This is a genomic window from Leptospira alstonii serovar Sichuan str. 79601, assembly GCF_000347175.1.
GTDB lineage: Bacteria > Spirochaetota > Leptospiria > Leptospirales > Leptospiraceae > Leptospira > Leptospira alstonii.
Map to the genome: position 1 here is coordinate 1 of NZ_ANIK01000006.1, position 23,830 is coordinate 23,830.

Sequence of the window (23,830 nt, forward strand, 5' to 3'; positions counted from 1 at the left end):
AAACTACTTCCCAGGAAAATTCCGGAACTTTTGAGAACGTATGGAAAATATCTTTCCGCTACAAAACGTCTGGGGAAAAAAGCGGGCAGAACCTTGTATCAGACCAGTCCGGGAAAACATAAGATGAAACGAGTGAACGTCAGAGTTAACACCGGGAGTTGGACTCTTTTTGGAACACTCGCACAGGCTCATGGCGTGTCTCGTTGTTATCTTTTCAATTATCTTCTTTGGTTGGAGGATGTGGGAGTCGGGGACTCTATCGTGGATACGATGAATGAGGGAGTTCCCACATTCCACAGGTCTTACAGTTATATTCTCCAAGTCGACCTAGTAAATAACGAGGTGACACGGAAACTACACTGCCGACCGGTGTCCCATTTTTACGCATTAGATTACAGAGACTGGTTTCCATCCTAAAAAAATTGGTAAAAGATATCCGAAAGATCGAAATTTTCTCCTTTGGGCTCAGCACGAAAAAGACGGATCGATATTAATAAACGCCGTTTCAGTTTCATGGAAACGGATGATTGAAGCGGTTTTGTTAATCGCCACTATGGAGTTTTTCGATGGTTCGCCAATGTCCACAGCAAAACGTTTACTGTGTGAATAAATAAAGATTATCCTCCTGCATTTTCGAAAAGAAAACTTCCGTAATACTTATAAATTTTATTTTTTGAATATTCTTTAATTCGAAATTACTTTTTATATCTTTATCGTACCAGCGCAATAACAGGCCGAACTCCTCGCAAGAACCCGACATAAATACGTCCGAAAGTGTACTGTACCAGAATTTTTCTTCCGTCAAGTCCGGATTTCTCGAATAGTCCTTCGTTTCTTCGATTTTAGATCGATAGGATTCCTTTTCTTTCACCCATCTGTCGATTTTAGTCGAACTCCAACCACGTTTCCGTAATTTAACGATTTCGGAATTTGTAGACTCTTTCTTAAGTCGATTAGACCTTCCCAACGCCGTTCCACAATCGCAATTTCCCGTCGTGGGTCTAAAGTAAACATATCGATCGGATAATCGTTTTGGAATATAAGGATTGTCGATTATATCGATATTTAACCGATGATTTTGAAGGATGTTTCGTAAATTTTGGACGTTTGTTTGGTTCGGAATCGCAGATGTAATATAATAACACATTACGATTTCGTTTTAAAAAATTAAGAAAATCGGTTAAGGTAAACCGCCGGGACGATCGTTTTCGTCGGTTAGTTTGCGGATTTCGTTTCGTTTTCTAGGTTTAAATTTATACTGATCCAATTGTTCGGAATTGAAAATCACCCATTTACGATTCGGAACGTTTCGAACCGATTGAAATTGAACGGTTCCGTTATCGCTAATTTCGGTCCCGTCGGAAACGTGATCGAGAGTGATCGCCCTGATGTCCGTCCATTGGGAAAAGTCCAGACCGACTTTTTTATCGATGATTTCCCTTTTGATTTTTCCGAAAACGACGTTGATCCTGTCTTTCTCGCCCCAGATCAAAGCGGTGGTCAATTCTTCCAAAGAAACAACCGATTGAATGTCGTCGTATTTTGAAATCAGAACTAGAATCTTATTTTCGGGAAGAGATTTGATTACTAGAGGAAGATCTCTCGCCACAACTTCCAATTCTCCATCGGAAAAAACGTGGTCCGTAAAAAACCCCAGAGAAGATTTTTTGATATATTTCAGATTTCCCAAAAGATCCTTCCATTGTTCGGAGGTGAGTTGAGAGGGATGAGTGAACGGACCCGGCGCAATCAGCTCCTCGAACAGATCCACCTTGATCGGATGGATCTGAAAATAGGCGATTTCCGTGGAATTGTAGATCAGGTTCGAATTGGTAGGCCAAAAGAAAAAATTTCTTTCCTGAACCCAAGAACACTGAACGAGCAAAAAGATAAAAAACGAAGAGAGGAATTTGAATGTATGTTTCATTTGGAATTTTTATCCACAAACTCTTGAAAAATCGGATACTTATTTAGAAACTCTTCGCTGGTATAAAGGTTCACGATTTTGTCCAGTCCCGATAGCCGAAACACGGAATTGAGAGACTTATTAAGGCCGAAAATGTTCACAGTTCCGTTTTTTTCGCGGATTTGATTTCTTACTTTGATGATAATGCCGATTCCCGAGGAGTCGATGAATTTGACCCTTCCTAGAAAAAAACTGACAATTTCCGGGTTTCCCGTTTTCACGGATTCTTCGAATTCGAAATGAAAATCCCGAGAATTATCCATGAGAATATCCTCAAGAACGGTAAGAACGATGTGTTTCTCTCGCATCTCGCTCCGGATTATCATCAGATCGAAAAAACACCCGGAAGAAAGGTCTGTCAAGAAGTAAAATGAAACAGTATCTTTCTTGATTTATTTCCTAGAACTGCAAATTTGAACTTAGACGCAAGGATCGCAATATGGCTGAGTTTGATAAAACGAAACGCTCTATCGGAGTAAACAATCTGGATGATAAAGCCAGAAAAGAAATGTTTAATAAATTCCAGTCCGCCGGCGGAAAGGTCGTCAGCGAAAAGGATAAAAAGAAAGAGGAAGCCGCATCGGGTAAACAACAGCCTAATATTCGTCAAGGCCAGAGAAGTCAGGCCGGAGGTCCTCCTCGCGGCGCCTCGTCGCGTTCGGGTGCGGGAGCAGGGAAAGAAGTCGGACCGAAAGGACCGAGTGCGAGGGACAGAAAGGCTCTCGAAGACGAAATGGGAAATTTCATCAATCGCCTTTCCGTACGTATTAAATGTTGGTTGGGAAGAGTCACCGGATTTTCCTCTTCCGACTTATTGCCTTCTTTTTTATCCGAGTTCAATCTCTCCGGAAAAAAATCCCTATTGGAATTGAACTTTGTAGGAAACGATATCCTTGGAAATCCGGCATACGCGGGAAAGATCGCTAAAGAGCTCGACGCCCAGAACCCGATTTACATAGAACTTTTGGGTAGAATGCATAAGATTTATGATAATGAGGAAGTGAGCCTGGTGGTCGAACCGCATAACGCGGCCCCGGATCTGCCCGTATCGATTTCGAGAGTCAAGGATCCTTTATATTCGATCTTTAGAAAATTATACTATGTTTATCCGTTTCAGGGAAGTTACGTAAAGGCGATCAGTCTCGGATACGCTTCCTTGGAAAAATTCGAAGGGAAACCCGCTACGATCTACAATACGAAAAAAAAACGCGCCCTCCAAGAATTCGATTATCTGTTCGGAACCTTATTCGAAAAACTCTATCTCGTCGTTCTCAGGAACGAAAACAAAAATATTCCCCTCTTAAGTAATTCCATGGAATCCGTACTCGGAATTCTTCCCGAAGAAAAACCGGGTCATAGGGAACAGGGGGAAGAGTTGGATGAAATTTCCGGAGGCGCCGCGCCGTCGGAAGAGGACGCACCCCCGGAGGAAAAAAAAGAGGAAACCAATCCGGAAGATTCTCTCAGTAAAGAACTCAAATACGGTTTGAAATTGATGAGAATGCTTCCTCTCGATCAGCTTCGTAAAAAACACGATCCGAGAGGAGAATACGAAACGATTCCTTCCGCGGATAAGGCGTTTTTAACCTGGCTTTTCTTTAAGGAGTTCGACGCCGAATATTCCTTCGTGATGACCACCAAAAAGATCGATATAAAACCCACCATCTTAAACGGCGCCAAGGTGGACTATCGGGAAAAAATGATCGATCACTACGAGACAACTCGGGCTTCGATCGAACAATTTAGAATTTACGATCAATATTATAAAGAACTAAACAATCATCTTAAAAATCCGGGCGCTAATTACATAGAAGCTTCTAAAAAAACCACCGCTCTGGAAACGAAAAGAAGTCAACAATCCAGAAACGTTCGTGTGACCGTTAAGGAATTCGTGGAAAAAACGGCCGAGATTTTGGAAAAACTCATCGCGGACATGAAATCCAAAAAAGAGATCGTCACCAACATGGACGAAATCATGACCTTGGACATAATGGAATCGAAAAGAAGGCTGAATAAAAAACCGATCAAACAGTGTATTATGGAAGCGTACTGTTTTGGGACCGCGTTAGCGGGCCGTCTTGAAAACGGGGATCTATTCGGCGGAGTGACCGAACTTACTCCCGAAGATATGGAAAAAGAATTCGGCATTAAAACGGAACAGTCCTCTTCCGCAGAACCCGATCTCGGAGTTCCGAATACCGGCGGCGGCGATTCGTCCGGATCTGAAAAACTGGATTCGGATTCGTTAGGCGTGGATCCGTCGATCTTAGGCGACTAATCCGAACGGGGTTTCATTTTGGCATCCGCAAAGGTTACACTTTTTCAAAAGCATATCAACAAACCGATTTCGAAAGATCAGAAATCGAAACTTTCGAAAGAAAAATCCGACTTTTTACTTTTACCGGAATATTTTCCGTTTTACGATTTATCCTCCTCTCCGGACAAACTTTCCGAAAAGTCGAAGTTACTTTCCGACGAACTATTGCAGATTTCTGAATATTATAAAGGTGTAATTATCGGCGGTTCCCTATTCAGAAAGGACGACTCCGGAAAACTAAAAATCAGCGTTCCGATCGTTCAGGACGTGGTAATCGTGGATTGGTACGATAAACGGGAACTTTTCCCCGAAGAAAACGCCGCCGTTTTTGGCGACGCGGAAACGATCTTTATCATGGGCGGTTTTCGTTTCGGAATCGTGGCGGGAAATGAAATTAGAAATTCCGAACGTTTAAAAGAATTAAAATCTCAGAATGTAAATCTTCTTTTTCACATCGATTCCGTTTTGGAATCCGATTCCACCCACGCGCAGGACTTGGAACGTTATGTGAAACTCTCTTCTACATACGGTATTTTTATCGCGAGAGTCGGAGGAGTGGGGGTCGCTCTCGGCCGTAACGGCATAGGAAGAAGCCTTTTATCCACTTCTTCCGGCGTGAATTGGAAGGTCGCGGAATCCGAAAAGGACAAGGAAGTCATCAAAACCGTAATGATCAACGGCGTGAACGGTTTGTTCTAAATTTAGAATATTCAGAAAATGTATTTTTCTTTTGTTGTTGAACGTATATTAGAGTTGTTGAAAGATTTCGAAGTTCAAGGTTAACAAAACTGCTTCAATCGTCCGTTTTAATGAAACGGATGGAGAATTATTTTTTCAACAACTCTATTATAAAATGAAAGAAGCCAATATAAGGGATATTTAACATAACCTTTCGAAAAATAGGATCGGCTCCGCAAAAGGAAAATCCATAGGCGATTTGGTTCGGTCCGATCGAGAGAGCGGAATTTAGTGACGTACGTGGGCATTATTTAAGGAAACTTTATAAGAGCTTGTCCCAAAACCCGAAAATGTGGGAACTCCTACGTTTTTAAACGACGGGAAAATCGTACAAAAAGCCTAATAACCGCCAAAGAGACAGAATCTGTGGGAACTCCTGCAAATTTCTTTCGAGGTTTTGGGACAAGCTCAAAATGAATTTTTAATTCGATGACGATCGTCTAACGTTAATTTTACGCAAAAATCCGATCCTAAAAATCGTTATATTAGGATTTTATGGAAGTTCTCTTAGAACTACTGTTGAATCTTTTCGTTGCTTCCGATTTTTTTCAGGATCAAGTTTTCCAAGGTTGTCAGTTTTTGTTTTCTAACTTCCTCAAGCGGATTTCTTTCGTGTGTGTCCGCTATGTTCGGATCGGCTCCCAATTCCAGAAGTTTTTCCGCTAAGGCGACTCTCTTTTTAAGAATCGCCTGCAAAAGAGGTGTGATCCCTTCCGCGTTTCTATGATTAACGTTCGTTCCGGCTTTTACGAGAAGTTCCGGAATTCGCGGATCGATATTGGATTCTTCCGAAAGAAAATGGATCGCGTTGTCAACTCCGGTTTGAATCTGTTTTCCATCCTGATTCTTATCCTGCAAACGGCTGGTGTAATCCGGTTTTGTGCCGTTCTTCAGTAGGAATTCTACGATGGAAAAATTTGCGGGAGACGAACCGGCTCCGCATGCGAGGAAGAGAGGAAATTCTTCCGGGCTTCCCTTATCAAAGTTCACGTCTGCATGATTCTCGACGAGAAACTGTACAAGTACGAGATTCCCGTGACGGATCGCCACGTTTAAGATGGAGACAGGAACCGTTTTTGTTTCGTTGATCTTGGAAAGATATTCCAACTTGGCCCCGGATTCGATCAATCGTTTTGGAACCGCGAGGTCGTCTATATCTAAAACCTTCACGTCCAAAAGTCCGGATAAACTTTCCAGCAATACGGAACTTCCGTCCTTATCCTGGGCGTTAACGTTTGCCCCCGCGCGAATCAAAACTTCGGCGACTTCCGGTCTATGATCCGCGAGCATCAAAGCCGTTTTACCTCTCGAATCGGTCGCATCCACGGCGGCGCCCGCCTGGATTAAAAGTTGTGTTTTTTTAGGATCTCCTTCCTGAACGGATCTTAAAAACTCGCTGTCGAGTACCGGATCGGCCAATAAGAATACCGGAAAGATTAAAAGGAAACAAGGGATCTTATGAATTCTTGAAATCATCGTTTACCAAGGACCATCTTATAGTTATTCATTCGGATTTTTTGCTGCGTGTATATCCACATTTTTGGAATTCCTTTTTTACAGGAATCTTAAAAACGCCTTTTTATCTTGACCCTTTTTTCTTTCCGAGGTTCCTATTTGTTTTCGGAGTTCCTACATGCCTCAATCCTTTAAAGAATACACGTATTATGACGCCGTGGGACTTGCGGATTTGGTCCGGAAAAAGTCCGTTCATCCGAGCGAACTCGTGGAATCGGCGATCGAAAGAATCGAATCTACGAATTCGGGACTCAATGCGGTGATTACCCGCTTTTACGAGGATGCAAGAAAAGCCGCAAAGTCCAAACTTCCGGACGGCTCGTTTCGGGGAGTTCCGACTCTCGTCAAAAATATCGTTCATTCCATCGCAGGCGCTCCCCTGACCGGCGGTTCCAAGGCGTTTCGAAATTTTATCTCACCTACAGATTCCGAATTTATAAAAAGGCTTCGCGGAGCCGGAACGATTTTTCTGGGGCAAACGAACGTTCCCGAATTTGCGCTTATGGGAATCACCGAACCGAAGTTATACGGTCCGACCCGCAATCCTTGGAACTTGGAAAGAACTCCCGGCGGTTCCTCGGGCGGTTCGGCAGCAGCAGTCGCCTCCGGGATGGTTCCGGTTGCGACGGCTTCCGACGGAGGAGGATCGATTCGAATTCCCGCCGCCTATTGCGGGTTATTCGGTTTGAAGCCGACTCGGGGAAGAACTCCCGTAGGTCCGACCTTCGGAAGATATTGGCAGGGAGCTTCGGTCGATCACGTTCTTTCCAGAACCGTTCGGGATAGCGCGGCCTTCTTAGACGCGTTATGCGGAATCGAAAAGTCCGGCGCCTTTTCTTTCGAAGAACCGAAGACGAGTTTTCTTTCCGAGATCAAAAAATCCCCCGGCAAATTGAGGATTGCGTTCTCGACTCAATCTCCGATCGGAACTCCCGTTCATCCGGATTGTGTGGAGTCCGTGGTTCATACCGCAAAACTATTACATTCTCTCGGTCACAAGGTGGAAGAAAAGGATGCGCCCGTGGACGGCAAGGCGATCGGCCGCGCGTTCATCACGATGTATTTCGGCGAGGTCGCGGCTCAGTTGAAAAACTTAGAACCGCTTTTGAAACGCAAAGCGAGAATGGGAGACGTGGAATCCGTGACTTGGATTTTGGGTTTATTAGGAAGAACCGTTTCCGCCGGAGAATTTGTTCGTAATCTGCAAGAATGGGACAAGGCCGCTCTCGCCATGGAAACCTTTCACGAAACCTACGACGTTTATCTCACTCCCACAACCGCGATGCCGCCCGCTAAGATCGGCGAACTGGAACCGAAACTCGGAGAAAAGATCGCGATGCAAGTTGTGGGTCGTCTCGGTTTGGGAAGAATGTTACTCGCTTCGGGGCTCGTGGACGAACTCGTGGAAAAAAGTCTTTCGAGGACTCCGTTCACTCAACTTGCAAATCTTACGGGACAACCTTCGGTTTCCATTCCTCTCGGTCAGACAAGCGATCAACTTCCCTTGGGTTTGCAGTTTACCGCCGCGAGAAGAAGAGAGGATATTTTGTTTCGTCTTAGCGCTCAATTGGAAAAAGCGGCGCCTTGGTCGAATCATAAGTGAGACTCAGATGCGTGTTGAAGACTTGACACGACTCCGATTTACGGACAATATTGACTTGTGAGTTCCAATTGATTAAACCGGATCACTCTGAACCCTAAAATTTGTCATGGTAAACCTACCATTCGAAATCAGAGATATACCGTAGAGTTGGTATTAGATCTGTTATCTTCCGGTATGAGCGAAGAAGAAATCATCCTTGATTATCCTTCTTTAGAAAAACAAGATATTCTAGCTTGTTTGGAATACGCGTCACATCTCGTTAGGATAAAATCCATTCATAAAGCTTTTGCATGAAGTTTTTCATCGACGCCCATCTCTCTTATAGTTTAGCCTATCGTTTCAAAGAGAAAGGTCTTGAAGTATCACATACGGAAGACTTACCGGCTCGGAAACAATTCATCCAAAGTTAAGATCAGTCCGTTCAGCAGTTTTGATTTTGCCCCGGATGGAGAAAGATCCGTCGAAGAATGAATTCGATAACTCCCGTTTTCGCAAAAAAATATTTCAACACATTGTAATTCCGGAAATACGAGCCAGAGTTCCGGGACTTGATATCGTTCGTAGATCGCTTTTTTTTCCACCGTATCTCTCGTAACCGTTCCCCTGGAAACGATTTCAACGACGATATCGGGAACACCTCGAACCCAATCTTGGATGATGGACTTTTTTTCGTTTCCCACGAACAGAAGGTCCGGCTGAAGACGGTTTACTCCGTCTTCAAAAATCACATCCATAGGCGATAGGATCACTTCCCCGAGCGGATGTTTTTCCAAATATTTTTGAATGATGATAAATAGTTTGGCGACTAATCTTTGATGGGGTGCAAATGGGGCCGGGGTCACGCGTTCCTCTCCATTGATAATTTCGGTCAGATCAAAATCATTCTGAGAAAAGAAAGAAATTTCCGTTTTCAAAGCCATGATCAAAGAATCACTCGTCAATCCGACCGGGTCAAGAAAATAACTCTTGATTCCAAGTAGGAACTCCCGCATGGTTTGTCCATCTTATGATTCCGGTTTTACTCATAGGTCTCGGAAGAATCGGGTCTCTCTTAGAAAAAGATCCGCTCCGAAACCGTCCCTGCACGCACGCGGGAACCATCTTCTCTTCTTGGGGAAGAAAAAAGTTCTTCCTTTTGGGAGCGATCGACCCGTCGGAAGAAAGAAGAAATCGATTTTGCAAAGATTGGAATATTCCAAAAGAAGCATGTTTTTCCGACTTTAAAAACTGGTCCGCCTCGTTTCGTTTTCGGCAAAACCGGAAAGATACGACAAAAAGCCGAGATCTGAAATCGGAAGTTCGATCGGATTCTACTGTTTTAGGAAAGAATGGAGTTCCGACTTCGAACAATTCGAAACAAAAAACGTCCGTCCGAAAAGTCGGAACTTCGTCCAAGACAAAAGCTCCGCTTTCTTCATTTTCTATAAATGATTCCGACATACAAGGTGGGAACTTCACGAATTCACAAACGAAACGGAACGACCGAAATCATACGGATTCGAACAAAATACAGAGAGGTCGGAACTCCGAATTAAAACAAAAAAGTAGGAACTCCGCACGATCGGACGGAAACGGGGAAGGATCGCAAATAGAATCCGAGACATTAAATTCTTCTCATACACAAATCGACGTCGCTTCCTGTCTCGTCGTTATCGCGACTCCGTCGGAAACCCACTACGAACTCGCCAAGGCCGCGATCGATTTCGGGTTCCGACACTTGCTCGTAGAAAAACCCGTTTGCCATTCTCTGCCTCTCGCACGCAAACTCGCAAAACTTTGTAGAGAGACCGGAACCGATCTCCGGGTCAATCACGAGAGAAGATACCATCCGCTTTACATTCAAGTCCGCAAATGGATCCGGGAAGGAACCTACGGTCCGGTCCGAACCATCCGCGCTTCCGTTCTGACCTCCGCGCGGAATCCGGGCCGAGCGATCCTGGACAAAACCGGACCGCTCTTTCATGACGGAACTCACGCGGTCGATCTTTTGACCTGGTATCTGGGAATGCCGGACCGTGTGTATTCCGTTTTGCGATCCTATCCCGATTCTTCCGTGGAAGAACAGGCCCTGGCGCTGATGACCTATCCCCAGGGTGAGACCGTTTTTTTGGAAGCGGGAGGAATGCGGAATTACTTTCAGTTCGAACTGGATATTCAGACGGAGAACGCCCGTTTTCTTGTGGGAAACGACGAGGTTCGCTTTTGGAAATCCAAACCCTCCCGCAAATACAAAGGATTTAAAAGTTTGACTCCGGCTTCAATTTCCGAAAAATCTTCCGCAGGCTCGAATCCGTTTCTCAATCTTTACGATTCTCTCTTTCGTCATATCTCGGGAAAACCTTCCGACATCACGGGGGATATGGAGGAGAATCTGCAAATTCTCACCTTACTGGATACGATTCGGAGAAGAGCCGAAAAAAGAATCCTAGAGGTTTAGACTTTTCATCTATGCTCGTAACCGGAACAGCCGAACCTCAGGAAATTCAGTCGTACAAACGACGTCCCGGCGCCAGGAGATTTTGGAACGCGAGTTCTTTCGTCTGGAAAAAGATCTGGGCTATATTCTGGTTTTTTAAATTAGGAAAAATCTTTTTTCCTTCCTACAGAGAGGCGGCCGTTCAGGAAAAATTCTTTCGCACGTTAGGAGAGGATTGCCGTAATTTCTTTTTATCCATGGGCGGGGTTTATATCAAACTCGGTCAGTATCTCGGAAATCTTTCCCATATCTTTCCCGATTCGTTTACGGAGTCCTTACAGGATCTTCAAGACAGGGTTCCTCCTCATCCCTTTCCGGAAATCGAAGAAAGGTTCCGCGGAGAATTCGGAAAGGAGATCACGAAGGTTTTTCCGGACATTCAAAACGTTCCCGAAGCGAGCGCGTCCACGGCTCAGGTTCACGTCGCTTCCATCGGAGGTCAAAAGGTCGCCGTAAAAGTTTTGTATCCCGGAATAGAAACGCTCATCGCAAAGGATCTCAAAAACATTCGATCCTTTTTAAAAAGAATCAATCGATATCTTTTTCGTTTCGAGTACAAAAAGATCCACGAAGAGATCACGTATCTCGTTACTAGAGAAACGGATCTCAAACTCGAAGCCGATTCCTACGACAGGATGCGACAACTCTTTGCGGAAGAACCCGATTATGTGTTTCCGAAAGTCATCCGTCAATTTTCAGGAAAGAGCGTTCTGGTTACGGAGTTTATCGAAGGAGTCAAGATCACGAGAGCGACTCCCGTGTTCAAAGGACAGGCCAAGTCGAGGCCCGTGGAACTTCTGGTTCGAGCTTATGTGTTGATGATTTTTCAGTATCGTTTTTATCACGCGGACCCTCATCCCGGAAATCTGATCTATACGCCGGATGAAAAGCTTTGTTTTATCGATTTCGGAGCCGTGGGAGAAATGGACTCGACCAAAGTGTTCGCTCTCAAAAAAATCTTTCTCTGCGCGATCGTCAAAGATTACTTCGGGGTTGTCGACGGTCTCGAGGAGATAGGCGCTTTGTCCGCTTCCGCGGATCCGGGTAAACTCGAAGAGGTCGTTCGTTATTCTTTGGAGAAATTGGGAAGGTTCGTCGCGGATACGGATTATTTCCGAAACCTTTCTTTGGACAAAATTCATACTCGGGAAGATCGACTTTTTTTGAAGGAGATCAATTCGAGTTTGAAGGAAATTTTTAGAATGATTCAGATTCCGGAAAATTTCATTTTCCTGGAACGCGTCCTGGGTTTACTGGTAGGGATTACCGCGATTTTGGATCCTTATAGAACCGTTTTAGATTACGGAGAAAAACCGTTCCGGATCGTCGCCACCGGAAAAGAAGGCGGACTGGAGTTTCTTTTGTTAAACGAAGACAAGAATCTTTTGGGAAATACCCTTTCCATTCCGGGAGAATTTTATAAAGTACTCCAGAACATCAATCGGGGAAGGCAGGGAATTCAACTTCGGGAAGTGGAACGACACACTCGAAAGATGTACGTTCTCGGACATCAGGTCTTGTACGGCGGATTCTTGATTGCGGGAATTCATTTCGGAAATTACTATCTCGAAAAGGGAATGGAAATGCAAAGCTGGGGATGTTTTGCAACCTCTTGTCTTTTCGGACTTGTACTGATCTATTCATTTTGGAAAAACAAACTTAAAAAGAAAGGAACCCCCTCGTGAAATATTTTGGAAAACGATTTTTAGACGTCTATCGCCCTCTGTACTTAAGCGTCATCTTTCTCGGAATCGTATTGGATCTTGTGACAAAGTTTTTAGTCATCCTCTACTTTGAACCGCACCGTTATCTGGAAGTGCTCGGGAGTTTGTTTAGGATGACTCTGACCTTCAATACCGGTTTTGTTTTCGGAGCGTTTCAAGACAACGCGATCCCTTCTCTTGTAGCGACCGGAATCGCGATCGTGTTTCTCATCGGATACAGATGGAAAAATCACGATCTCGGAAATCCTTGGGGATGGAACCTGGTGATGGCCGGAGCTTTCGGAAATTTCCTGGATAAATTCTTCGTAAAAATTCCGGGCACGGGATTTCGTTTCGGATTTCAACCCAACATGGGAGAATACATCGGAGTCGTTGATTTTTTGGATTTCGATTGGCCGGACTTTCTTCTTTTTTCAAGATGGCCCGCGTTCAACGTCGCGGATTCCTGCGTGACGATCGGACTTACGATTTTAATTTTTACGATGAAACTCGAAGAGGAGAAATAATTTCTTGAAAGCTCTCGATCTTCCCATCTGGAGAAAATTATTCAATCGAAAGGAGGCGAATAACCAGGAGATCATTCGGTTTCTCAGAGAGACTTCCGTTTTCGGGAAAATGAAAAAGAGAACCCTGATCGAAATCGCCAGGATGGTTCACGTTCGAGAATACCAAGAAGGGGACACGATCTTTCGTCAGGGAGAAGTAGGAGCCGGATTTTATTTCGTATATGAGGGTTCCGTTGTGATCCGTTCCGTTCGGGACGGAATCGAACTCGATCTCGCTCATCTGGATCGACACGCTTTTTTCGGAGAACTTTCTCTTTTTACGGAAGAAAGAAGAACGGCGAGTGCGATCGCTCTCGAACATACCACGTTGCTCGGTTTTTTCCAACCGGACTTAAAGGAAATCATAGAAACCAAACCGAGGATCGGAATCGAAATTCTGATGAGTCTCTCGACCGTGATCGTGGAAAGACTCCATAGAACCAACGGACTTTTGGAAAAAGCTTATTTCAGAGGAAAACAAAAGAATGCGTGACGGAGAAAGAAGAGAACTTTCCGAATATTTCATTCGGACGAGTTTTTTTCTCATCGTCGTTTTTACGATTGTCGTTTCTCTTTGGGGACTTCAATTACTTGCGGTTCCGATCGTAATGGCTCTTTTGATTTTTTACGCGTTTAACGGAATGATCAATAATCTGGAAAGTTTGGGTGTGCCTAGAGTTCTTTCCATCGGGATTCTGATGCTCGTTATCAGCGTTCCGATTTATTTATTCATCAACTCGGTGGCGCCTCCGATCGTTTCCACCTTAAATCCGCTTTTGAAAAATTGGAAACAGGATATAGACGAAGCAAAATTCAAGTATCTGACCGTAACGGTCAATCTTCAGTTCAACGAATTTCCCGCCGGATGGAACGAGACAATCCGTCCGGACGAACTGATCAAAAGAGCCGCGGAGCTGATGCACGAACAAGTGAAAGGATTCGTTTCCTATATTCCGACTTTGATCGGTTATATGATAATCACTCCTTTGTTTGCTTTTTTGTTTTTGTTAAACGGAAACGGGATGTATAAAAGTCTGATTTCTTTGATTCCGAATCGGTATTTCGAAATGGCTCTTATGGTTACGTATAAGATCAACGAACAACTCACGAATTATCTCAAAAGTTTAATGATTCAAGGTGCGATCATCGGCGCGGTCTCCGCTTTGGGATTTTACATGATCGGATTGCCTTACTTTTACATCTTCGGTCTTTTTTTGGGAGTAGCCAACTCGGTTCCTTATCTCGGTCCGATCATGGGAGCCATTCCTCCCTTGTTCTTTGCTCTCGTAATCGGAGGAGCGGGAACCACGGAACTCATGACTTCGATTTTGATCGTGGTAGCGATCGCTCAAATCATCGATAACTTTCTCATACAACCGATCGTAATTTCGGGTTCCGTTTCCCTGCATCCGATCGTGATCGTGGGCGCGGTTACGGTGGGCGGCGCCGCGCTCGGACTCGTGGGTATGCTCATCGCGGTTCCGATAGCGGCGATCTTAAAAGTGACGATCCAAACCCTTTACAGTGGAATGAAAGATCACAATCTGCTTTGATCTGACGCGTGAATCTTAAAGCCGGATATCGGGTTTGGAATTGTACGATCTTCATGAATTGCGTTAGGCGGCATTTTTAAAAATGTTAGAGAATAAAATATGAGTATTCCAGATTTTCAAAGTGCCATGTTGCCTGTGTTGAAGATACTTAGCGAGAAAGGAGAATCAAATACTTCTACAATACGTGACGGGGTTGGAATTTTCTTTAAAACCACTGAACAAGAAAGAAGTGATTTATTGCCTTCCGGGAAAACTAGGATTTTTGACAATCGAGTTGCATGGTCAATTACTTATCTTAAAATGGCTGGTCTCGTTCAATCATCTAAGAGATCATTTTATTCTATTACAAATGAAGGCAGTCAATTTCTAAAAACTAATCCGGAACGAATTGACATAAATACTTTACAGCAGTTTGAATCGTTTCAAGAAAAAAGACCCAGAACAAATACATTCCAAGTAGATAATTTAGGAGTAAGTGAATACGCACAAACTCCTGATGAAATGATGGAACTTGGCTATAGCAAAATAAGAAAAGATTTAGCAGAAGAATTACTCAATAAAATAAAATCTTGTAATCCTTATTTCTTTGAATCTATAGTTTTGGATTTATTGATTAAGCTTGGATATGGAGGGTCCGATGAAAAAAATAAAAAAGTAACAAAGAAATCAAATGATGAAGGAATAGATGGGATTATTAAAGAAGATAAACTCGGACTTGATTTAATTTATATTCAGGCAAAAAAGTGGGAAAATCCAGTTGGAGGCGCCGAAATTCAAAAATTTGCTGGAGCATTACAAGTTCAAAGAGCAAAGAAAGGAATTTTTATAACAACTTCTGTTTTTACTGCAAATGCTCATGAGTATGTTGCAAAAATGGATTCAAAGATTGTTTTAATTGATGGCACTAAACTTACTGATTTGATGATTGAATACAATGTTGGCGTATTAACAAAACAAACGTACGAGATTAAAAGAGTAGATTTAGAATATTTTAATGAGGATTAATGGACGGCGCCTAACTTCGGCTTCTCGCTGCGCTTCGAGATTGCTCCGTAACTCTCTACGGCTCCGCACATTCGCTTTGTCACTCGGCTTGCGATCGTTCGCTAAGTCGTTCCAATCCTTTCGCGCGTAAAGCGCTCCAGAACCGCAAACGTCGAGGAGTCTAGGCGCAATGATAATAAATTATATAGTTTATGAAAGATCTATTAGAATTATTTAAAGACAGAATTTGGAAAAGAGTTGACTCATTTCGACTTTATTTTGTCGGAGGCTCTTTAATACTTTTTCTTTCCTTGCTCTTTTCGATTTATTCAATTAGAAAAGATTCATTTTTGGAATATGAAGCTAAACGATATGGCGTTATTACTACGAAATCAGGCGCTATAATTAGAAAAAAGCCAAGTACGAAATCTGATAGAATCGATATTATTAGATACAAAGGGCTTTTTTATATTTTAGGTGAGACTTACGATTCTCATAAGGTTGAAAATCTTGGAACTAACAAATGGTACAAAGTTAAAACTTATGGCGATGTAGAAGGCTGGATTTTTGGAAATCTACTTGAAATTGTTACAGAAGATAAGGCTCTGAAAAGAAGACATCAAGATCAGGCTAATTTTGAAAGTTTATTAGTTAGATTGATAATCAATGAAGCAGGTAATCGAATAGAAACGTCCGGTTTATTTCCTTATGATAAGATTACCGATATTAGGATTACTTCTCCGATTCAACCAATAACAGACTTTTCTTACAATGTCTATGTTGAAGCCTTGATGATCGGAACAATTATCGGTATAGATAAACAAAAGGTGTCAGTCAAAGTTAATCTTGATATGTACATTGATTATAATTACTTAAGTTCATCGGAAGTTAAGGTGCGTGGAGTAGATATACTCGGATACGAAAAAGTAGAAGGCTTGAATCCAAGCGATGTTGTCAATTTACTTTCACAAATATTGTAATTGTCACGACGCCTAACTTCGTCTCCTCGCTTCGTTTGTCACTCACAGGTTCCCGTTCGAACTCTCTACGGCTCCGCACATTGCTTTGTCACTCGGTTTGTGATCGTTCGCTAAGGCTCACTCAAGTCTCGTGCCAATCCCTTCGCACACAGGCGCTTCGGGAACGCGAACGTCGAGAAGTCTCTTTCGTTAGACGCAATTGCCAGGGAAAAATTATGAAACTAGAAACATTTTTAATAAACTCATTTACTGATGAAATTGCATGCGGAAATCCGGCTGGTGTCGTTCTATTAAATGAACCTATTTCAGATATTTTAATGCAAAAAATTGCTTTTGATATTAATAAATCAGAAACCGCTTTTGTAACAATAAATAATTCTGAATATTATATTCGCTGGTTTTCACCATTAAAAGAAGTTTCCCTTTGTGGGCATGCAACTTTAGCTGCCTCAGCAGTATTATTTGATAAAATATTAGAAATTAAAAATATTACTTTTAATTATTGTAAAGGGAAACTTCTAATTTCAAAAGATAACGAATCAAGAATATCAATGATATTTCCTAAAGATGATTATATTCAATGTAATATCGAGCCGGATTTCCTTGATTTTTTTAATATATCAAAAGTTGAAGATTGTATAATTGGTATAAATACTAAAAAAGTTGTATTAATTTTGAATAAAGAAATTAATTTTAATTCAATTAAACCGGATTATAATAAAATGAAAAATTATATTGGTATTTGTAACAATGGAATTGGAATATCAAAAGTATCTAATAAATACGATGTTGAAACCAGATATTTTAATCCATGGTATGGAGTTGATGAAGATCCTGTTACTGGTTCGGTACACACACTTTTAGGTCCTTATTGGAGTAAAATCCTAAATAAAAACAAAATTTTAGCTTATCAAAATTCACAAAGACCAGGATTATTAGAATTGGAAATTAACAAAGAAAATATAAAATTATTTGGTAAAGCAAAAATATTTCTTAAAGGATTTATTGAAATTTAAGACTGGCAACTGCATTTAACAGTCAGTAAACGCTTCGGGCTTGCTTCGCAACCCTCGCTTGGTCTTCGACACATCGCCTCGTCCACTTGACTCAATAATGTTAAGGAGCATTTTAGTAAGATGTCGTGTCGCCTCTCCGGGTCGGCGACGTCGGCAAACCTTGGTCGTTAGGCGACAGTTCCGCAAATGCCTTAGTCTGTTACAAAATTCACTCGACAAATGAAAGTCGAATTAGCAAATTTATTAATACTATGAATCGCGAGCAAGTTTTAGAGAATATTCGGAAAAACATTGGGACTATTCAATCTTTTGGGATAGACTCAATTGGTTTATTTGGATCGGTTGCTAGAGATGAGAATACTCAGAATAGTGACTTAGACATTCTTGTAAATTATCGTGATGGCCAACTTAATTTAGATTCATATATGGATTTAAAATTCTATTTAGAAAATTTATTTCAGTGTAAGGTAGATTTAGTTACTAAATCAAGTATCAAACCTTATCTCAAGAAACGAATTTTAGAAGAAGTTATTTATGCTGCGTGATTACGGTGCTTATTTACAAGATATACTTGATAGTATTAAGGAGATCGAAAAATTTACTTCTGGAATAAGTTTGAAATCAGCGCTTATTAGTAATATTGAGAAAAAAAGAGCTGTTGAGCGTGATATAGAAATTATTGGTGAGGCAGTAAAGAAACTTCCAGAAAACTTACGTAGCTTACATCCTGAAATCGAGTGGAAGAAAATAGCTGGAGTAAGAGATATTCTCGCTCATGGTTATTTTTCTATAGATGATGATATTATCTGGGATATTGTTACCAACCGTTTGACTTCATTAAAAATTGCCTGTACAGCTTTATTAAATAAAGCTTAAATAAGCGATTACTACGCCTAACTGCGTCTCCTCGCTTCGTTCGTCACTCACAGGTTTCCGCTCGCGCTCTCTACGGCTCCGGCACATTTGCTTTGTCACTCGGCTTGCGAGACGCGACTAAGGTCGCTCAAGCCTTGCGTCAACTCCTTCGCGCAGAAGCGCTTCGGGAACTCAAACGTCGGCAAACCACTTAGTTAGGCGTAATAATCGCAAAGTTAGGTTTAAAAAGGGAAATTAAGACCTGTCTTTATCTTTTTCAGTATCTTGACAAAATATATACTTGTCTATATACTTGTTCTATGGAGAATTTAGATATATGCCTCAAGTCTCATTGTATCTTGATCAAGATACTTTAAAAAAGATCGAAACCGCCGCTAAGAAAGAAAAGATTTCTATTTCCCAATGGGTTAGAGTAAAAATCCAAAGTTCTTTAGATAAGAATTGGCCTGAAGATTATTTTAATCTTTTTGGTTCAATTAAAGACGAATCGTTTTCTGAACCTAAAAAGTTAAAATTTATAACTGATGCGAAAAGAGAAGAATTGTGAATTACTTTCTCGATACAAATATTTGTATTTATTTCTTAAAAGGTAAAAGTGAAAATATAGAGAAGAATATTAGAAAGTTAAATCCAAATCGTATTAAAATACCTTCCGTGGTTAAAGCTGAATTACTTTTAGGTGCATTTAAAAGTAACTATAAAAAAAAGAATAGGGAATTCGTATTAAGTTTTTTGGATCCATTCGAAATTATCGGATTTAATGACATAGAATCAGAAATTTATGCAGAAGTTCGTAGTGATTTAGAAATTCAAGGAATTCCTATTGGACCAAATGATTTGCTAATTGCTTCAGTCGTTCTAAGTTCAAATGGAATTTTAGTTACTAATAATGAAAAAGAGTTTAAAAGGATTCCAAATTTAAAAGTAGAAAATTGGCTTTAGCTTTGAGCAAAAGCGATTACTTCGGCTTCTCGCTTTGTCCCTCGGCTTGCGAGACACGACAAGGTTGCTCAAACCTCGTTCCAATCCCTTCGCGCACAGGCGTTCCGGGAACTCAAACGTCGAGAAGCCTATTTCGTTCGGCGCCATTTTGAGAACATTTTCCTAGTTCAAGAGTCCATCAGGGAGAATCTTGGATTGATAAAATTATACGCGAAAAGATGAAATTTAAGAGATAATATCGATTGACGATAGTATTGAATTCCAGTAATATCAATTGTGATTAGCTCTTTCAAATCACCAGAGACGGAAAAAGTCTGGAATCGAGAGTTTTCGAAAAAATTGCCTACTCAAATTCAAAAGATCGCGTATCGGAAATTAGTTATGATAGCGCGATCAAAGAATATTGAGGATTTAAAAATTCCACCTTCGAATCATTTAGAAAAATTATCAGGTAACAGATTCGGTCAATATAGCATTAGAATGAATGATCAATGGCGTATTTGTTTTAAATGGAAAGAATCAAATGCTTATGCCGTTGAAATAGTTGACTATCATTAGGAGTAGCAATAAATGAAAAAAATTCCAAATGTTCATCCTGGTGAAATATTAAACGAAGAATTCTTACTTCCAATGAATATAACTGCATATCGTCTGGCAAAGGAAACAAAAATAAATCCAACGCGAGTGAGCGAGATAATTCATGGGAAGAGGGGAATTACTGCAGATACTGCTTTGAGATTTTCGAAATTCTTTGGAAATTCAGTAGAGTTTTGGATGGGGATTCAAGACGAATTCGAAATCAGAGAAGAGCGCGATAAGATATCGGCTGAGCTTAAAGAGATTAGGAATTATAAAGAGTTCATTAGCGCTTAGACCTCCCAAAACGATCGCCTAACTGCGGCTTCTCGCTTCGTCCGCGACTCGCGGTTTCCACTTACGCTCACTACGGCTTCACGTCGGCGCTTCGACATTCGCCGGTCCCAGAAAATGGCTTTCTTGAAGCGGGAAAGCTTTCATATGAACAAAAGTTTAAAAACAAAGGTGTTGGTTTAATGGATTCGGTGATAATTAACGAAGTTATGAAAAGAAATTTGAAACTTTGGACTTTAGATATGAAAATATTAAAAGTATTAAGTTCTAAAAAAGTCTATCACTCGAAACAATAACAGGCACTTCGCATAACGTCGGTTATTTTCGTAAAACGTAAGTTTTTCCAATATACGTTTTCTTTGTTTTTTAAGATTCACTTTCGGTTATCGGTTCCGGTTTTTTCCCACCGATCCAAAGAACCCCCGTTAAAACGAGAAACGTTCCTGCAATTCCGGAAGAAGTAATGGGTTCTCCCAGAAAAATCCAAGCGAGTAAAATCGTAGACATCGGGCCCACCGAACCCACGATCGCGGCCCGTCCTGAGCCGATCATTCGTATTCCTTCCGCGGTGAAATAAGCCGGAATTACGGTCGTTAAAACTCCGAGCGCCAATCCGTATAAGTACACGTTAGGCGGTTGTATCAGAAAAGCCGGATCTCGGGTTATAAAAAAATGAATCACTACGATCATGCCGGACAAAATCATCAGATAAGAAGTGAATCGAACCGAACCGAGTTTCGGAATCAACGATTCGCTTCCTACGAGATATAAAGAGTAGGCGATCGCGGATGCGAGTACGAATAAAACGCCTTTCATCGCGTTCGGTCCTTCGCTCCCAACGTCTCCCATGAATGCGACCGCGATTCCGGAATATGTGAGGAAAATCGCAAGTACTTCCGCTCTTTTGATTTTTCTTTTGAAAAGAATCGAACCGATGATAAGAACGATCGTAGGATATACGAATAGGGTGAGTCTTTCCAATCCCGCCGAGATATATTCCAAACCTATAAAGTCGAATAAACTTGCGAGATAGAAACCTAAAAACCCGAGAATAAAAACGAATCCCCAATCTTTTTTTGTGAGACTTACGGAGGTTTTCATTTTTCCGGAACGGATTGCGATCCAACCGAAAAACGGAATCGCAAACAACATCCTAAGTGTGAGCGCCGTAACGGGATCGACATCGTATCGATAGACTAGTTTGACAAAGATCGCCTTTGCGGAAAAGAAAACCGCACCCGCTAATACGAAAGAGATTCCCCAAAAGGGTTTCCATTTGGATACTTCCATAAATCCATCTCTTATTCCCAAGGGCTTTTTAGAAAGATCTTTCCTTCCTCGTCGATCGATGGAAAAAAGGGAGTTCCCGCTTCTCTATTTTTTCGTTTCAACTCTTTGAGCGTTCGGATCCGAACGTAACAATCGCTCAAAAAGAAGGAATGTTTGCATCCCAGAAGATGATACCCTTCGTGAATGAGAGTTTCTTCGGCTCCTCCGGATAACCAATGGGAAATCGTTCTGGTCTGTCCTAAAATATAACCCCTTGTCCCGGTTTTAGTTTCCACGGCTCCCAAAATCTGAAAGCTCGGAATTCCGAAAAGAGCAAAGACGATTCCTACGAGTTCGAAAACGGTATCGCTTAGTTTTCCTCCCGCAACCGCAAGAAGTCGATCGCATTGAAGAGGCAGTTCCGCATAGAAAACCTGATCCATGATCGTCGCTCCGGTCCAACCGGGCCGCTCCCAATCCTTTACGTCGCTCAATGAAATTCTTATTTTATAATATTCTAATTCTTTGTTCCAGGTTTCTACGAGTTCGGTTAATTCTTTCTCGGATACTTTTACGTCCTTCCATACGCAGAGCCTGAGGGTTTCCTCCTCTCCGAAATCGATTTCCCTTCGGATCTTGTCCCTGTGAAATCCGATCATAGTACAGGAGATTTGGGTTATACAGAAAAATAAAAGTAGGACTTTGACGAACGACTTTTCTATCTTTTGATACATGGGCATTCTGCGGGAAGGATTCATTAAAATTTGAAAAAGTCTAATAGCTTGTCCTAAAATCTGAAAATGTAGGAACTCCTACGAATTTCATTTTTGATCCGGAATTCCGTGCATCCAAACCGAAAAAATGGCGCCCGTCGCAAACATTATCAAACTGTAAATCGCCGACGGGATCGCCATCACCGGATTGTTCAGAATCGCGCTTGCGATCGTGATTCCTAAGGTTCCGTTTTGGATTCCCACTTCGATCGTGATGGAAGTCCTTTGGGAATGTGTGACCTTCATCAGAGTCGCTCCCAGATATCCCAATACCATAGTGATTAAGTTCAGCGCCAAGGAAGCGGGACCCACTTGGATAAAAAACGGAACGATGTTTTGTCTTTCTCGAACGATGGCGCCCGCGATGATTAGAACCAAAAAAATTCCGGAAAGAATTTTCACCGTCTTTTCGAACTTACGCGAGAGTTCCGGTTTTTTTGCGTTGAGAATCATTCCGATCGACACGGGTAACACGGTGATCAGAAAAATTTGAAGAATGGTTTGGGGAATATCGAGTCGGATCGTTTTCCCGGCTCCGAGAAAATGAAACATGGACAAGTTCAAAAGCAACGGGATAGAAAGAGCGGTGATACAACTCGTGATTGCGGTTAACGTGATGGAAAGGGCCACGTCTCCTTTGGCGAGGTGAGTGATCAGGTTGGAAGTCGCTCCGCCGGGACAAATCGCCAAGAGCATGAGACCCACGGCCAGTTCCCCCGGAAGTCCGGATACGCTTGCGATCGTCCATCCCACGATCGGCAAAAGCAAAAGTTGTAACGTTAATCCCGTGATCACAGCTTTGGGAAGAATGAAAATTCGTTTGAAGTCGTCTATGGTAAGCGTCATACCCATTCCGAGCATGATAATACCTAACGCGACCGGAAGAAATACCGTTGTCAGCAAATTGGATTCCATTGTTTAAGACCTATTTTTGTTTCGAACTTTGTACGGTGGCCGGGATGTCAAGTCCACAGAATTTTTAAATTCTTTAAATTTTACGATTTGTCTCAAGATTCAAATTGAATATAACGAATCGGTGAAATTCTTTCCGGAATTTTTTTTCGTAAAAACTTGACAGATAAAAAGAATCGAATCTATTTTTCGACCAATATGAAAAACTTAAAGATCGTTTATTCCGCGCTGTTGATCAGCTTAGTTCCGTTCGGCGGTTTTTTTGTGTTTCTTGCAAACTCGAACGGCGATTTACCCAGCGGCGGAATTATTTTGGGAGTTTCGATTTTTCTTTTACCGATCTCCTGGTATGTCCCTTTGTTTTTCGCTAAAAAGAAAATGATTCAGGAAGATTTGGAACCGAAGGAAAAATTCCTGTCCTATTCTCAGTCTAAAATTTTTTCCGTGATTTTTTTGGAGTCGGGTTATATGGTCAACGGAGTCTTTTACTTCGTAACCGCCTCTCCGATCCATTGGATCGGAATGGGAATCTTTTTTGCGGGTATGTTGCTTTTATTTCCCAGGGAGAAAGAATTTTTTTCCCTCTATAAAACGAGGGAATTTCCGCCTTAAATTATGCGAGTTCGGTTTAACCGATGCGAAAGCGATTGAAGTTGAACTCAGCAAAACACTCTCTCCTATGTTTCTTGTGTCAAGCCCTCCCGCTATTTTTTTTTACATAAGACCATATTGGGCTAATTTTCGATTTAATATATTTTCGGGCATAGAATT

General features: G+C 41.8%; 28 protein-coding genes and 1 pseudogene. 21 read left to right on the forward strand and 8 right to left on the reverse strand.

Annotated elements, in window-relative coordinates; genetic code table 11:
• The coding region (locus tag LEP1GSC194_RS01835) for a DUF1564 domain-containing protein (RefSeq protein WP_036040748.1) at window positions 1–417 on the forward strand (417 nt) is incomplete at its 5' end.
• Window positions 418–595: 178 nt separating this feature from the next.
• Here the strand turns inward: LEP1GSC194_RS01835 and LEP1GSC194_RS22820 are convergent.
• From LEP1GSC194_RS22820 to LEP1GSC194_RS01850, 3 genes are read right to left on the reverse strand one after another with little or no spacing between them, the layout of a single operon-like run.
• Window positions 596–1,147 (reverse strand): hypothetical protein, encoded by a 552-nt coding sequence (locus LEP1GSC194_RS22820; protein ID WP_020772032.1) that lies wholly within the window; start codon window positions 1,145–1,147, stop codon window positions 596–598.
• Window positions 1,148–1,180: 33 nt separating this feature from the next.
• Window positions 1,181–1,927: an LA_1326/LA_4305 family lipoprotein gene (locus LEP1GSC194_RS01845; RefSeq protein WP_020772031.1), complete on the reverse strand. Its 747-nt coding sequence runs from the start codon at window positions 1,925–1,927 to the stop codon at window positions 1,181–1,183.
• Window positions 1,924–2,292, reverse strand: a complete 369-nt coding sequence (locus LEP1GSC194_RS01850) for an STAS domain-containing protein (protein WP_086005133.1) — start codon at window positions 2,290–2,292, stop codon at window positions 1,924–1,926. The genes LEP1GSC194_RS01845 and LEP1GSC194_RS01850 overlap by 4 nt, the downstream gene beginning before the upstream one ends.
• A 113-nt stretch (window positions 2,293–2,405) precedes the next feature.
• On the opposite strand from LEP1GSC194_RS01850, the gene LEP1GSC194_RS01855 reads away from it, so the two are divergent.
• Together LEP1GSC194_RS01855 and LEP1GSC194_RS01860 are read left to right on the forward strand one after the other, a co-directional pair.
• The gene (locus LEP1GSC194_RS01855; RefSeq protein ID WP_017809558.1) at window positions 2,406–4,244 is read left to right on the forward strand and encodes a hypothetical protein; all 1,839 of its coding nucleotides are present in this window, start codon (window positions 2,406–2,408) and stop codon (window positions 4,242–4,244) included.
• A gap of 18 nt (window positions 4,245–4,262) precedes the next feature.
• Complete coding sequence (locus tag LEP1GSC194_RS01860) at window positions 4,263–4,982, forward strand: carbon-nitrogen hydrolase family protein (protein ID WP_020772042.1); 720 nt, start codon at window positions 4,263–4,265, stop codon at window positions 4,980–4,982.
• 552 nt (window positions 4,983–5,534) lie between these two features.
• Here LEP1GSC194_RS01860 and LEP1GSC194_RS01865 read toward each other — a convergent pair.
• On the reverse strand, window positions 5,535–6,497 hold the full coding sequence (locus tag LEP1GSC194_RS01865) for an ankyrin repeat domain-containing protein (protein WP_020772034.1): 963 nt from the start codon (window positions 6,495–6,497) through the stop codon (window positions 5,535–5,537).
• A 157-nt stretch (window positions 6,498–6,654) separates the two neighbouring features.
• On the opposite strand from LEP1GSC194_RS01865, the gene LEP1GSC194_RS01870 reads away from it, so the two are divergent.
• Complete coding sequence (locus tag LEP1GSC194_RS01870; protein WP_020772053.1) at window positions 6,655–8,139, forward strand: amidase; 1,485 nt, start codon at window positions 6,655–6,657, stop codon at window positions 8,137–8,139.
• A gap of 87 nt (window positions 8,140–8,226) precedes the next feature.
• The gene (locus LEP1GSC194_RS20990) at window positions 8,227–8,433 is read left to right on the forward strand and encodes a DUF433 domain-containing protein (RefSeq protein ID WP_268766523.1); all 207 of its coding nucleotides are present in this window, start codon (window positions 8,227–8,229) and stop codon (window positions 8,431–8,433) included.
• Between the two features lie 83 nt (window positions 8,434–8,516).
• Here the strand turns inward: LEP1GSC194_RS20990 and LEP1GSC194_RS01880 are convergent, their stop codons facing one another.
• On the reverse strand, window positions 8,517–9,131 hold the full coding sequence (locus LEP1GSC194_RS01880; protein WP_081605014.1) for a Uma2 family endonuclease: 615 nt from the start codon (window positions 9,129–9,131) through the stop codon (window positions 8,517–8,519).
• A 14-nt stretch (window positions 9,132–9,145) separates the two neighbouring features.
• On the opposite strand from LEP1GSC194_RS01880, the gene LEP1GSC194_RS01885 reads away from it, so the two are divergent.
• From LEP1GSC194_RS01885 to LEP1GSC194_RS22825, 15 genes and pseudogenes are all read left to right on the forward strand, one after another.
• Window positions 9,146–10,576 carry a Gfo/Idh/MocA family protein gene (locus tag LEP1GSC194_RS01885; protein ID WP_020772041.1) on the forward strand — a complete coding sequence of 477 codons (1,431 nt, stop codon included), beginning with the start codon at window positions 9,146–9,148 and terminating at the stop codon, window positions 10,574–10,576.
• Between the two features lie 11 nt (window positions 10,577–10,587).
• Window positions 10,588–12,300, forward strand: coding sequence for an ABC1 kinase family protein (locus tag LEP1GSC194_RS01890; RefSeq protein WP_020772040.1), 1,713 nt, complete (start codon window positions 10,588–10,590; stop codon window positions 12,298–12,300).
• Window positions 12,297–12,845, forward strand: a complete 549-nt coding sequence (locus LEP1GSC194_RS01895) for a lipoprotein signal peptidase (RefSeq protein ID WP_020772055.1) — start codon at window positions 12,297–12,299, stop codon at window positions 12,843–12,845. The genes LEP1GSC194_RS01890 and LEP1GSC194_RS01895 overlap by 4 nt, the downstream gene beginning before the upstream one ends.
• A 4-nt stretch (window positions 12,846–12,849) precedes the next feature.
• Window positions 12,850–13,377, forward strand: coding sequence for a cyclic nucleotide-binding domain-containing protein (locus LEP1GSC194_RS01900; RefSeq protein ID WP_020772039.1), 528 nt, complete (start codon window positions 12,850–12,852; stop codon window positions 13,375–13,377).
• The gene (locus tag LEP1GSC194_RS01905; RefSeq protein WP_017810092.1) at window positions 13,370–14,437 is read left to right on the forward strand and encodes an AI-2E family transporter; all 1,068 of its coding nucleotides are present in this window, start codon (window positions 13,370–13,372) and stop codon (window positions 14,435–14,437) included. The genes LEP1GSC194_RS01900 and LEP1GSC194_RS01905 overlap by 8 nt, the downstream gene beginning before the upstream one ends.
• A gap of 99 nt (window positions 14,438–14,536) precedes the next feature.
• Window positions 14,537–15,442 carry a restriction endonuclease gene (locus LEP1GSC194_RS01910; protein WP_020772052.1) on the forward strand — a complete coding sequence of 302 codons (906 nt, stop codon included), beginning with the start codon at window positions 14,537–14,539 and terminating at the stop codon, window positions 15,440–15,442.
• 191 nt (window positions 15,443–15,633) lie between these two features.
• Complete coding sequence (locus tag LEP1GSC194_RS01915; protein WP_020772037.1) at window positions 15,634–16,401, forward strand: SH3 domain-containing protein; 768 nt, start codon at window positions 15,634–15,636, stop codon at window positions 16,399–16,401.
• Window positions 16,402–16,616: 215 nt separating this feature from the next.
• Window positions 16,617–17,417: a PhzF family phenazine biosynthesis protein gene (locus LEP1GSC194_RS01920; RefSeq protein ID WP_036040750.1), complete on the forward strand. Its 801-nt coding sequence runs from the start codon at window positions 16,617–16,619 to the stop codon at window positions 17,415–17,417.
• Between the two features lie 251 nt (window positions 17,418–17,668).
• The gene (locus tag LEP1GSC194_RS01925; RefSeq protein WP_051185239.1) at window positions 17,669–17,962 is read left to right on the forward strand and encodes a nucleotidyltransferase family protein; all 294 of its coding nucleotides are present in this window, start codon (window positions 17,669–17,671) and stop codon (window positions 17,960–17,962) included.
• A complete protein-coding gene (locus tag LEP1GSC194_RS01930) occupies window positions 17,952–18,293 on the forward strand; it encodes a HepT-like ribonuclease domain-containing protein (protein WP_036040752.1) in 342 nt (113 codons plus the stop codon). Before LEP1GSC194_RS01925 ends, LEP1GSC194_RS01930 begins: the two co-directional genes overlap by 11 nt.
• A 316-nt stretch (window positions 18,294–18,609) precedes the next feature.
• The gene (locus LEP1GSC194_RS01935; RefSeq protein ID WP_020772029.1) at window positions 18,610–18,840 is read left to right on the forward strand and encodes a ribbon-helix-helix domain-containing protein; all 231 of its coding nucleotides are present in this window, start codon (window positions 18,610–18,612) and stop codon (window positions 18,838–18,840) included.
• Window positions 18,837–19,235, forward strand: a complete 399-nt coding sequence (vapC, locus tag LEP1GSC194_RS01940) for a type II toxin-antitoxin system tRNA(fMet)-specific endonuclease VapC (protein WP_020772050.1) — start codon at window positions 18,837–18,839, stop codon at window positions 19,233–19,235. Before LEP1GSC194_RS01935 ends, vapC begins: the two co-directional genes overlap by 4 nt.
• Before the next feature lie 276 nt (window positions 19,236–19,511).
• Window positions 19,512–19,793 carry a type II toxin-antitoxin system RelE/ParE family toxin gene (locus tag LEP1GSC194_RS01945; protein ID WP_036040755.1) on the forward strand — a complete coding sequence of 94 codons (282 nt, stop codon included), beginning with the start codon at window positions 19,512–19,514 and terminating at the stop codon, window positions 19,791–19,793.
• 12 nt (window positions 19,794–19,805) lie between these two features.
• On the forward strand, window positions 19,806–20,108 hold the full coding sequence (locus LEP1GSC194_RS01950; protein ID WP_017809400.1) for a HigA family addiction module antitoxin: 303 nt from the start codon (window positions 19,806–19,808) through the stop codon (window positions 20,106–20,108).
• 110 nt (window positions 20,109–20,218) lie between these two features.
• A pseudogene (locus tag LEP1GSC194_RS22825) lies at window positions 20,219–20,401 on the forward strand (PIN domain-containing protein); the annotation flags it as partial.
• Window positions 20,402–20,471: 70 nt separating this feature from the next.
• On the opposite strand, the gene LEP1GSC194_RS01955 reads toward LEP1GSC194_RS22825, so the two are convergent.
• The 3 genes from LEP1GSC194_RS01955 to LEP1GSC194_RS01965 all read right to left on the reverse strand — a co-directional run bounded on the left by LEP1GSC194_RS01955 (window position 20,472) and on the right by LEP1GSC194_RS01965 (window position 23,062).
• Window positions 20,472–21,395, reverse strand: a complete 924-nt coding sequence (locus LEP1GSC194_RS01955) for a DMT family transporter (protein WP_020772045.1) — start codon at window positions 21,393–21,395, stop codon at window positions 20,472–20,474.
• An 11-nt stretch (window positions 21,396–21,406) separates the two neighbouring features.
• Window positions 21,407–22,108 (reverse strand): hypothetical protein, encoded by a 702-nt coding sequence (locus LEP1GSC194_RS01960; RefSeq protein WP_231384454.1) that lies wholly within the window; start codon window positions 22,106–22,108, stop codon window positions 21,407–21,409.
• An 87-nt stretch (window positions 22,109–22,195) separates the two neighbouring features.
• Window positions 22,196–23,062: a bile acid:sodium symporter family protein gene (locus LEP1GSC194_RS01965; protein WP_036040757.1), complete on the reverse strand. Its 867-nt coding sequence runs from the start codon at window positions 23,060–23,062 to the stop codon at window positions 22,196–22,198.
• Window positions 23,063–23,257: 195 nt separating this feature from the next.
• On the opposite strand from LEP1GSC194_RS01965, the gene LEP1GSC194_RS01970 reads away from it, so the two are divergent.
• Window positions 23,258–23,671, forward strand: coding sequence for a hypothetical protein (locus LEP1GSC194_RS01970; protein ID WP_036040761.1), 414 nt, complete (start codon window positions 23,258–23,260; stop codon window positions 23,669–23,671).
• Window positions 23,672–23,830 lie beyond the last annotated feature (159 nt).

Coding starts and splice junctions, on each gene's coding strand:
- LEP1GSC194_RS01855 (WP_017809558.1), top strand. CDS start 2,406: ATGGCTGAGTTTGATAAAACGAAACGCTCTATCGGAGTAAACAATCTG.
- LEP1GSC194_RS01880 (WP_081605014.1), bottom strand. CDS start 9,131: ATGCGGGAGTTCCTACTTGGAATCAAGAGTTATTTTCTTGACCCGGTC.
- LEP1GSC194_RS01845 (WP_020772031.1), bottom strand. CDS start 1,927: ATGAAACATACATTCAAATTCCTCTCTTCGTTTTTTATCTTTTTGCTC.
- LEP1GSC194_RS01965 (WP_036040757.1), bottom strand. CDS start 23,062: ATGGAATCCAATTTGCTGACAACGGTATTTCTTCCGGTCGCGTTAGGT.
- LEP1GSC194_RS01915 (WP_020772037.1), top strand. CDS start 15,634: ATGAAAGATCTATTAGAATTATTTAAAGACAGAATTTGGAAAAGAGTT.
- LEP1GSC194_RS01935 (WP_020772029.1), top strand. CDS start 18,610: ATGCCTCAAGTCTCATTGTATCTTGATCAAGATACTTTAAAAAAGATC.
- LEP1GSC194_RS01960 (WP_231384454.1), bottom strand. CDS start 22,108: ATGTATCAAAAGATAGAAAAGTCGTTCGTCAAAGTCCTACTTTTATTT.
- LEP1GSC194_RS01885 (WP_020772041.1), top strand. CDS start 9,146: ATGATTCCGGTTTTACTCATAGGTCTCGGAAGAATCGGGTCTCTCTTA.
- LEP1GSC194_RS01950 (WP_017809400.1), top strand. CDS start 19,806: ATGAAAAAAATTCCAAATGTTCATCCTGGTGAAATATTAAACGAAGAA.
- LEP1GSC194_RS01930 (WP_036040752.1), top strand. CDS start 17,952: ATGCTGCGTGATTACGGTGCTTATTTACAAGATATACTTGATAGTATT.
- LEP1GSC194_RS01970 (WP_036040761.1), top strand. CDS start 23,258: ATGAAAAACTTAAAGATCGTTTATTCCGCGCTGTTGATCAGCTTAGTT.
- LEP1GSC194_RS01865 (WP_020772034.1), bottom strand. CDS start 6,497: ATGATTTCAAGAATTCATAAGATCCCTTGTTTCCTTTTAATCTTTCCG.
- LEP1GSC194_RS01925 (WP_051185239.1), top strand. CDS start 17,669: ATGAATCGCGAGCAAGTTTTAGAGAATATTCGGAAAAACATTGGGACT.
- LEP1GSC194_RS01850 (WP_086005133.1), bottom strand. CDS start 2,292: ATGATAATCCGGAGCGAGATGCGAGAGAAACACATCGTTCTTACCGTT.
- LEP1GSC194_RS01910 (WP_020772052.1), top strand. CDS start 14,537: ATGAGTATTCCAGATTTTCAAAGTGCCATGTTGCCTGTGTTGAAGATA.
- LEP1GSC194_RS01955 (WP_020772045.1), bottom strand. CDS start 21,395: ATGGAAGTATCCAAATGGAAACCCTTTTGGGGAATCTCTTTCGTATTA.
- LEP1GSC194_RS01905 (WP_017810092.1), top strand. CDS start 13,370: ATGCGTGACGGAGAAAGAAGAGAACTTTCCGAATATTTCATTCGGACG.
- LEP1GSC194_RS22820 (WP_020772032.1), bottom strand. CDS start 1,147: ATGTGTTATTATATTACATCTGCGATTCCGAACCAAACAAACGTCCAA.
- LEP1GSC194_RS01870 (WP_020772053.1), top strand. CDS start 6,655: ATGCCTCAATCCTTTAAAGAATACACGTATTATGACGCCGTGGGACTT.
- LEP1GSC194_RS01920 (WP_036040750.1), top strand. CDS start 16,617: ATGAAACTAGAAACATTTTTAATAAACTCATTTACTGATGAAATTGCA.
- LEP1GSC194_RS01890 (WP_020772040.1), top strand. CDS start 10,588: ATGCTCGTAACCGGAACAGCCGAACCTCAGGAAATTCAGTCGTACAAA.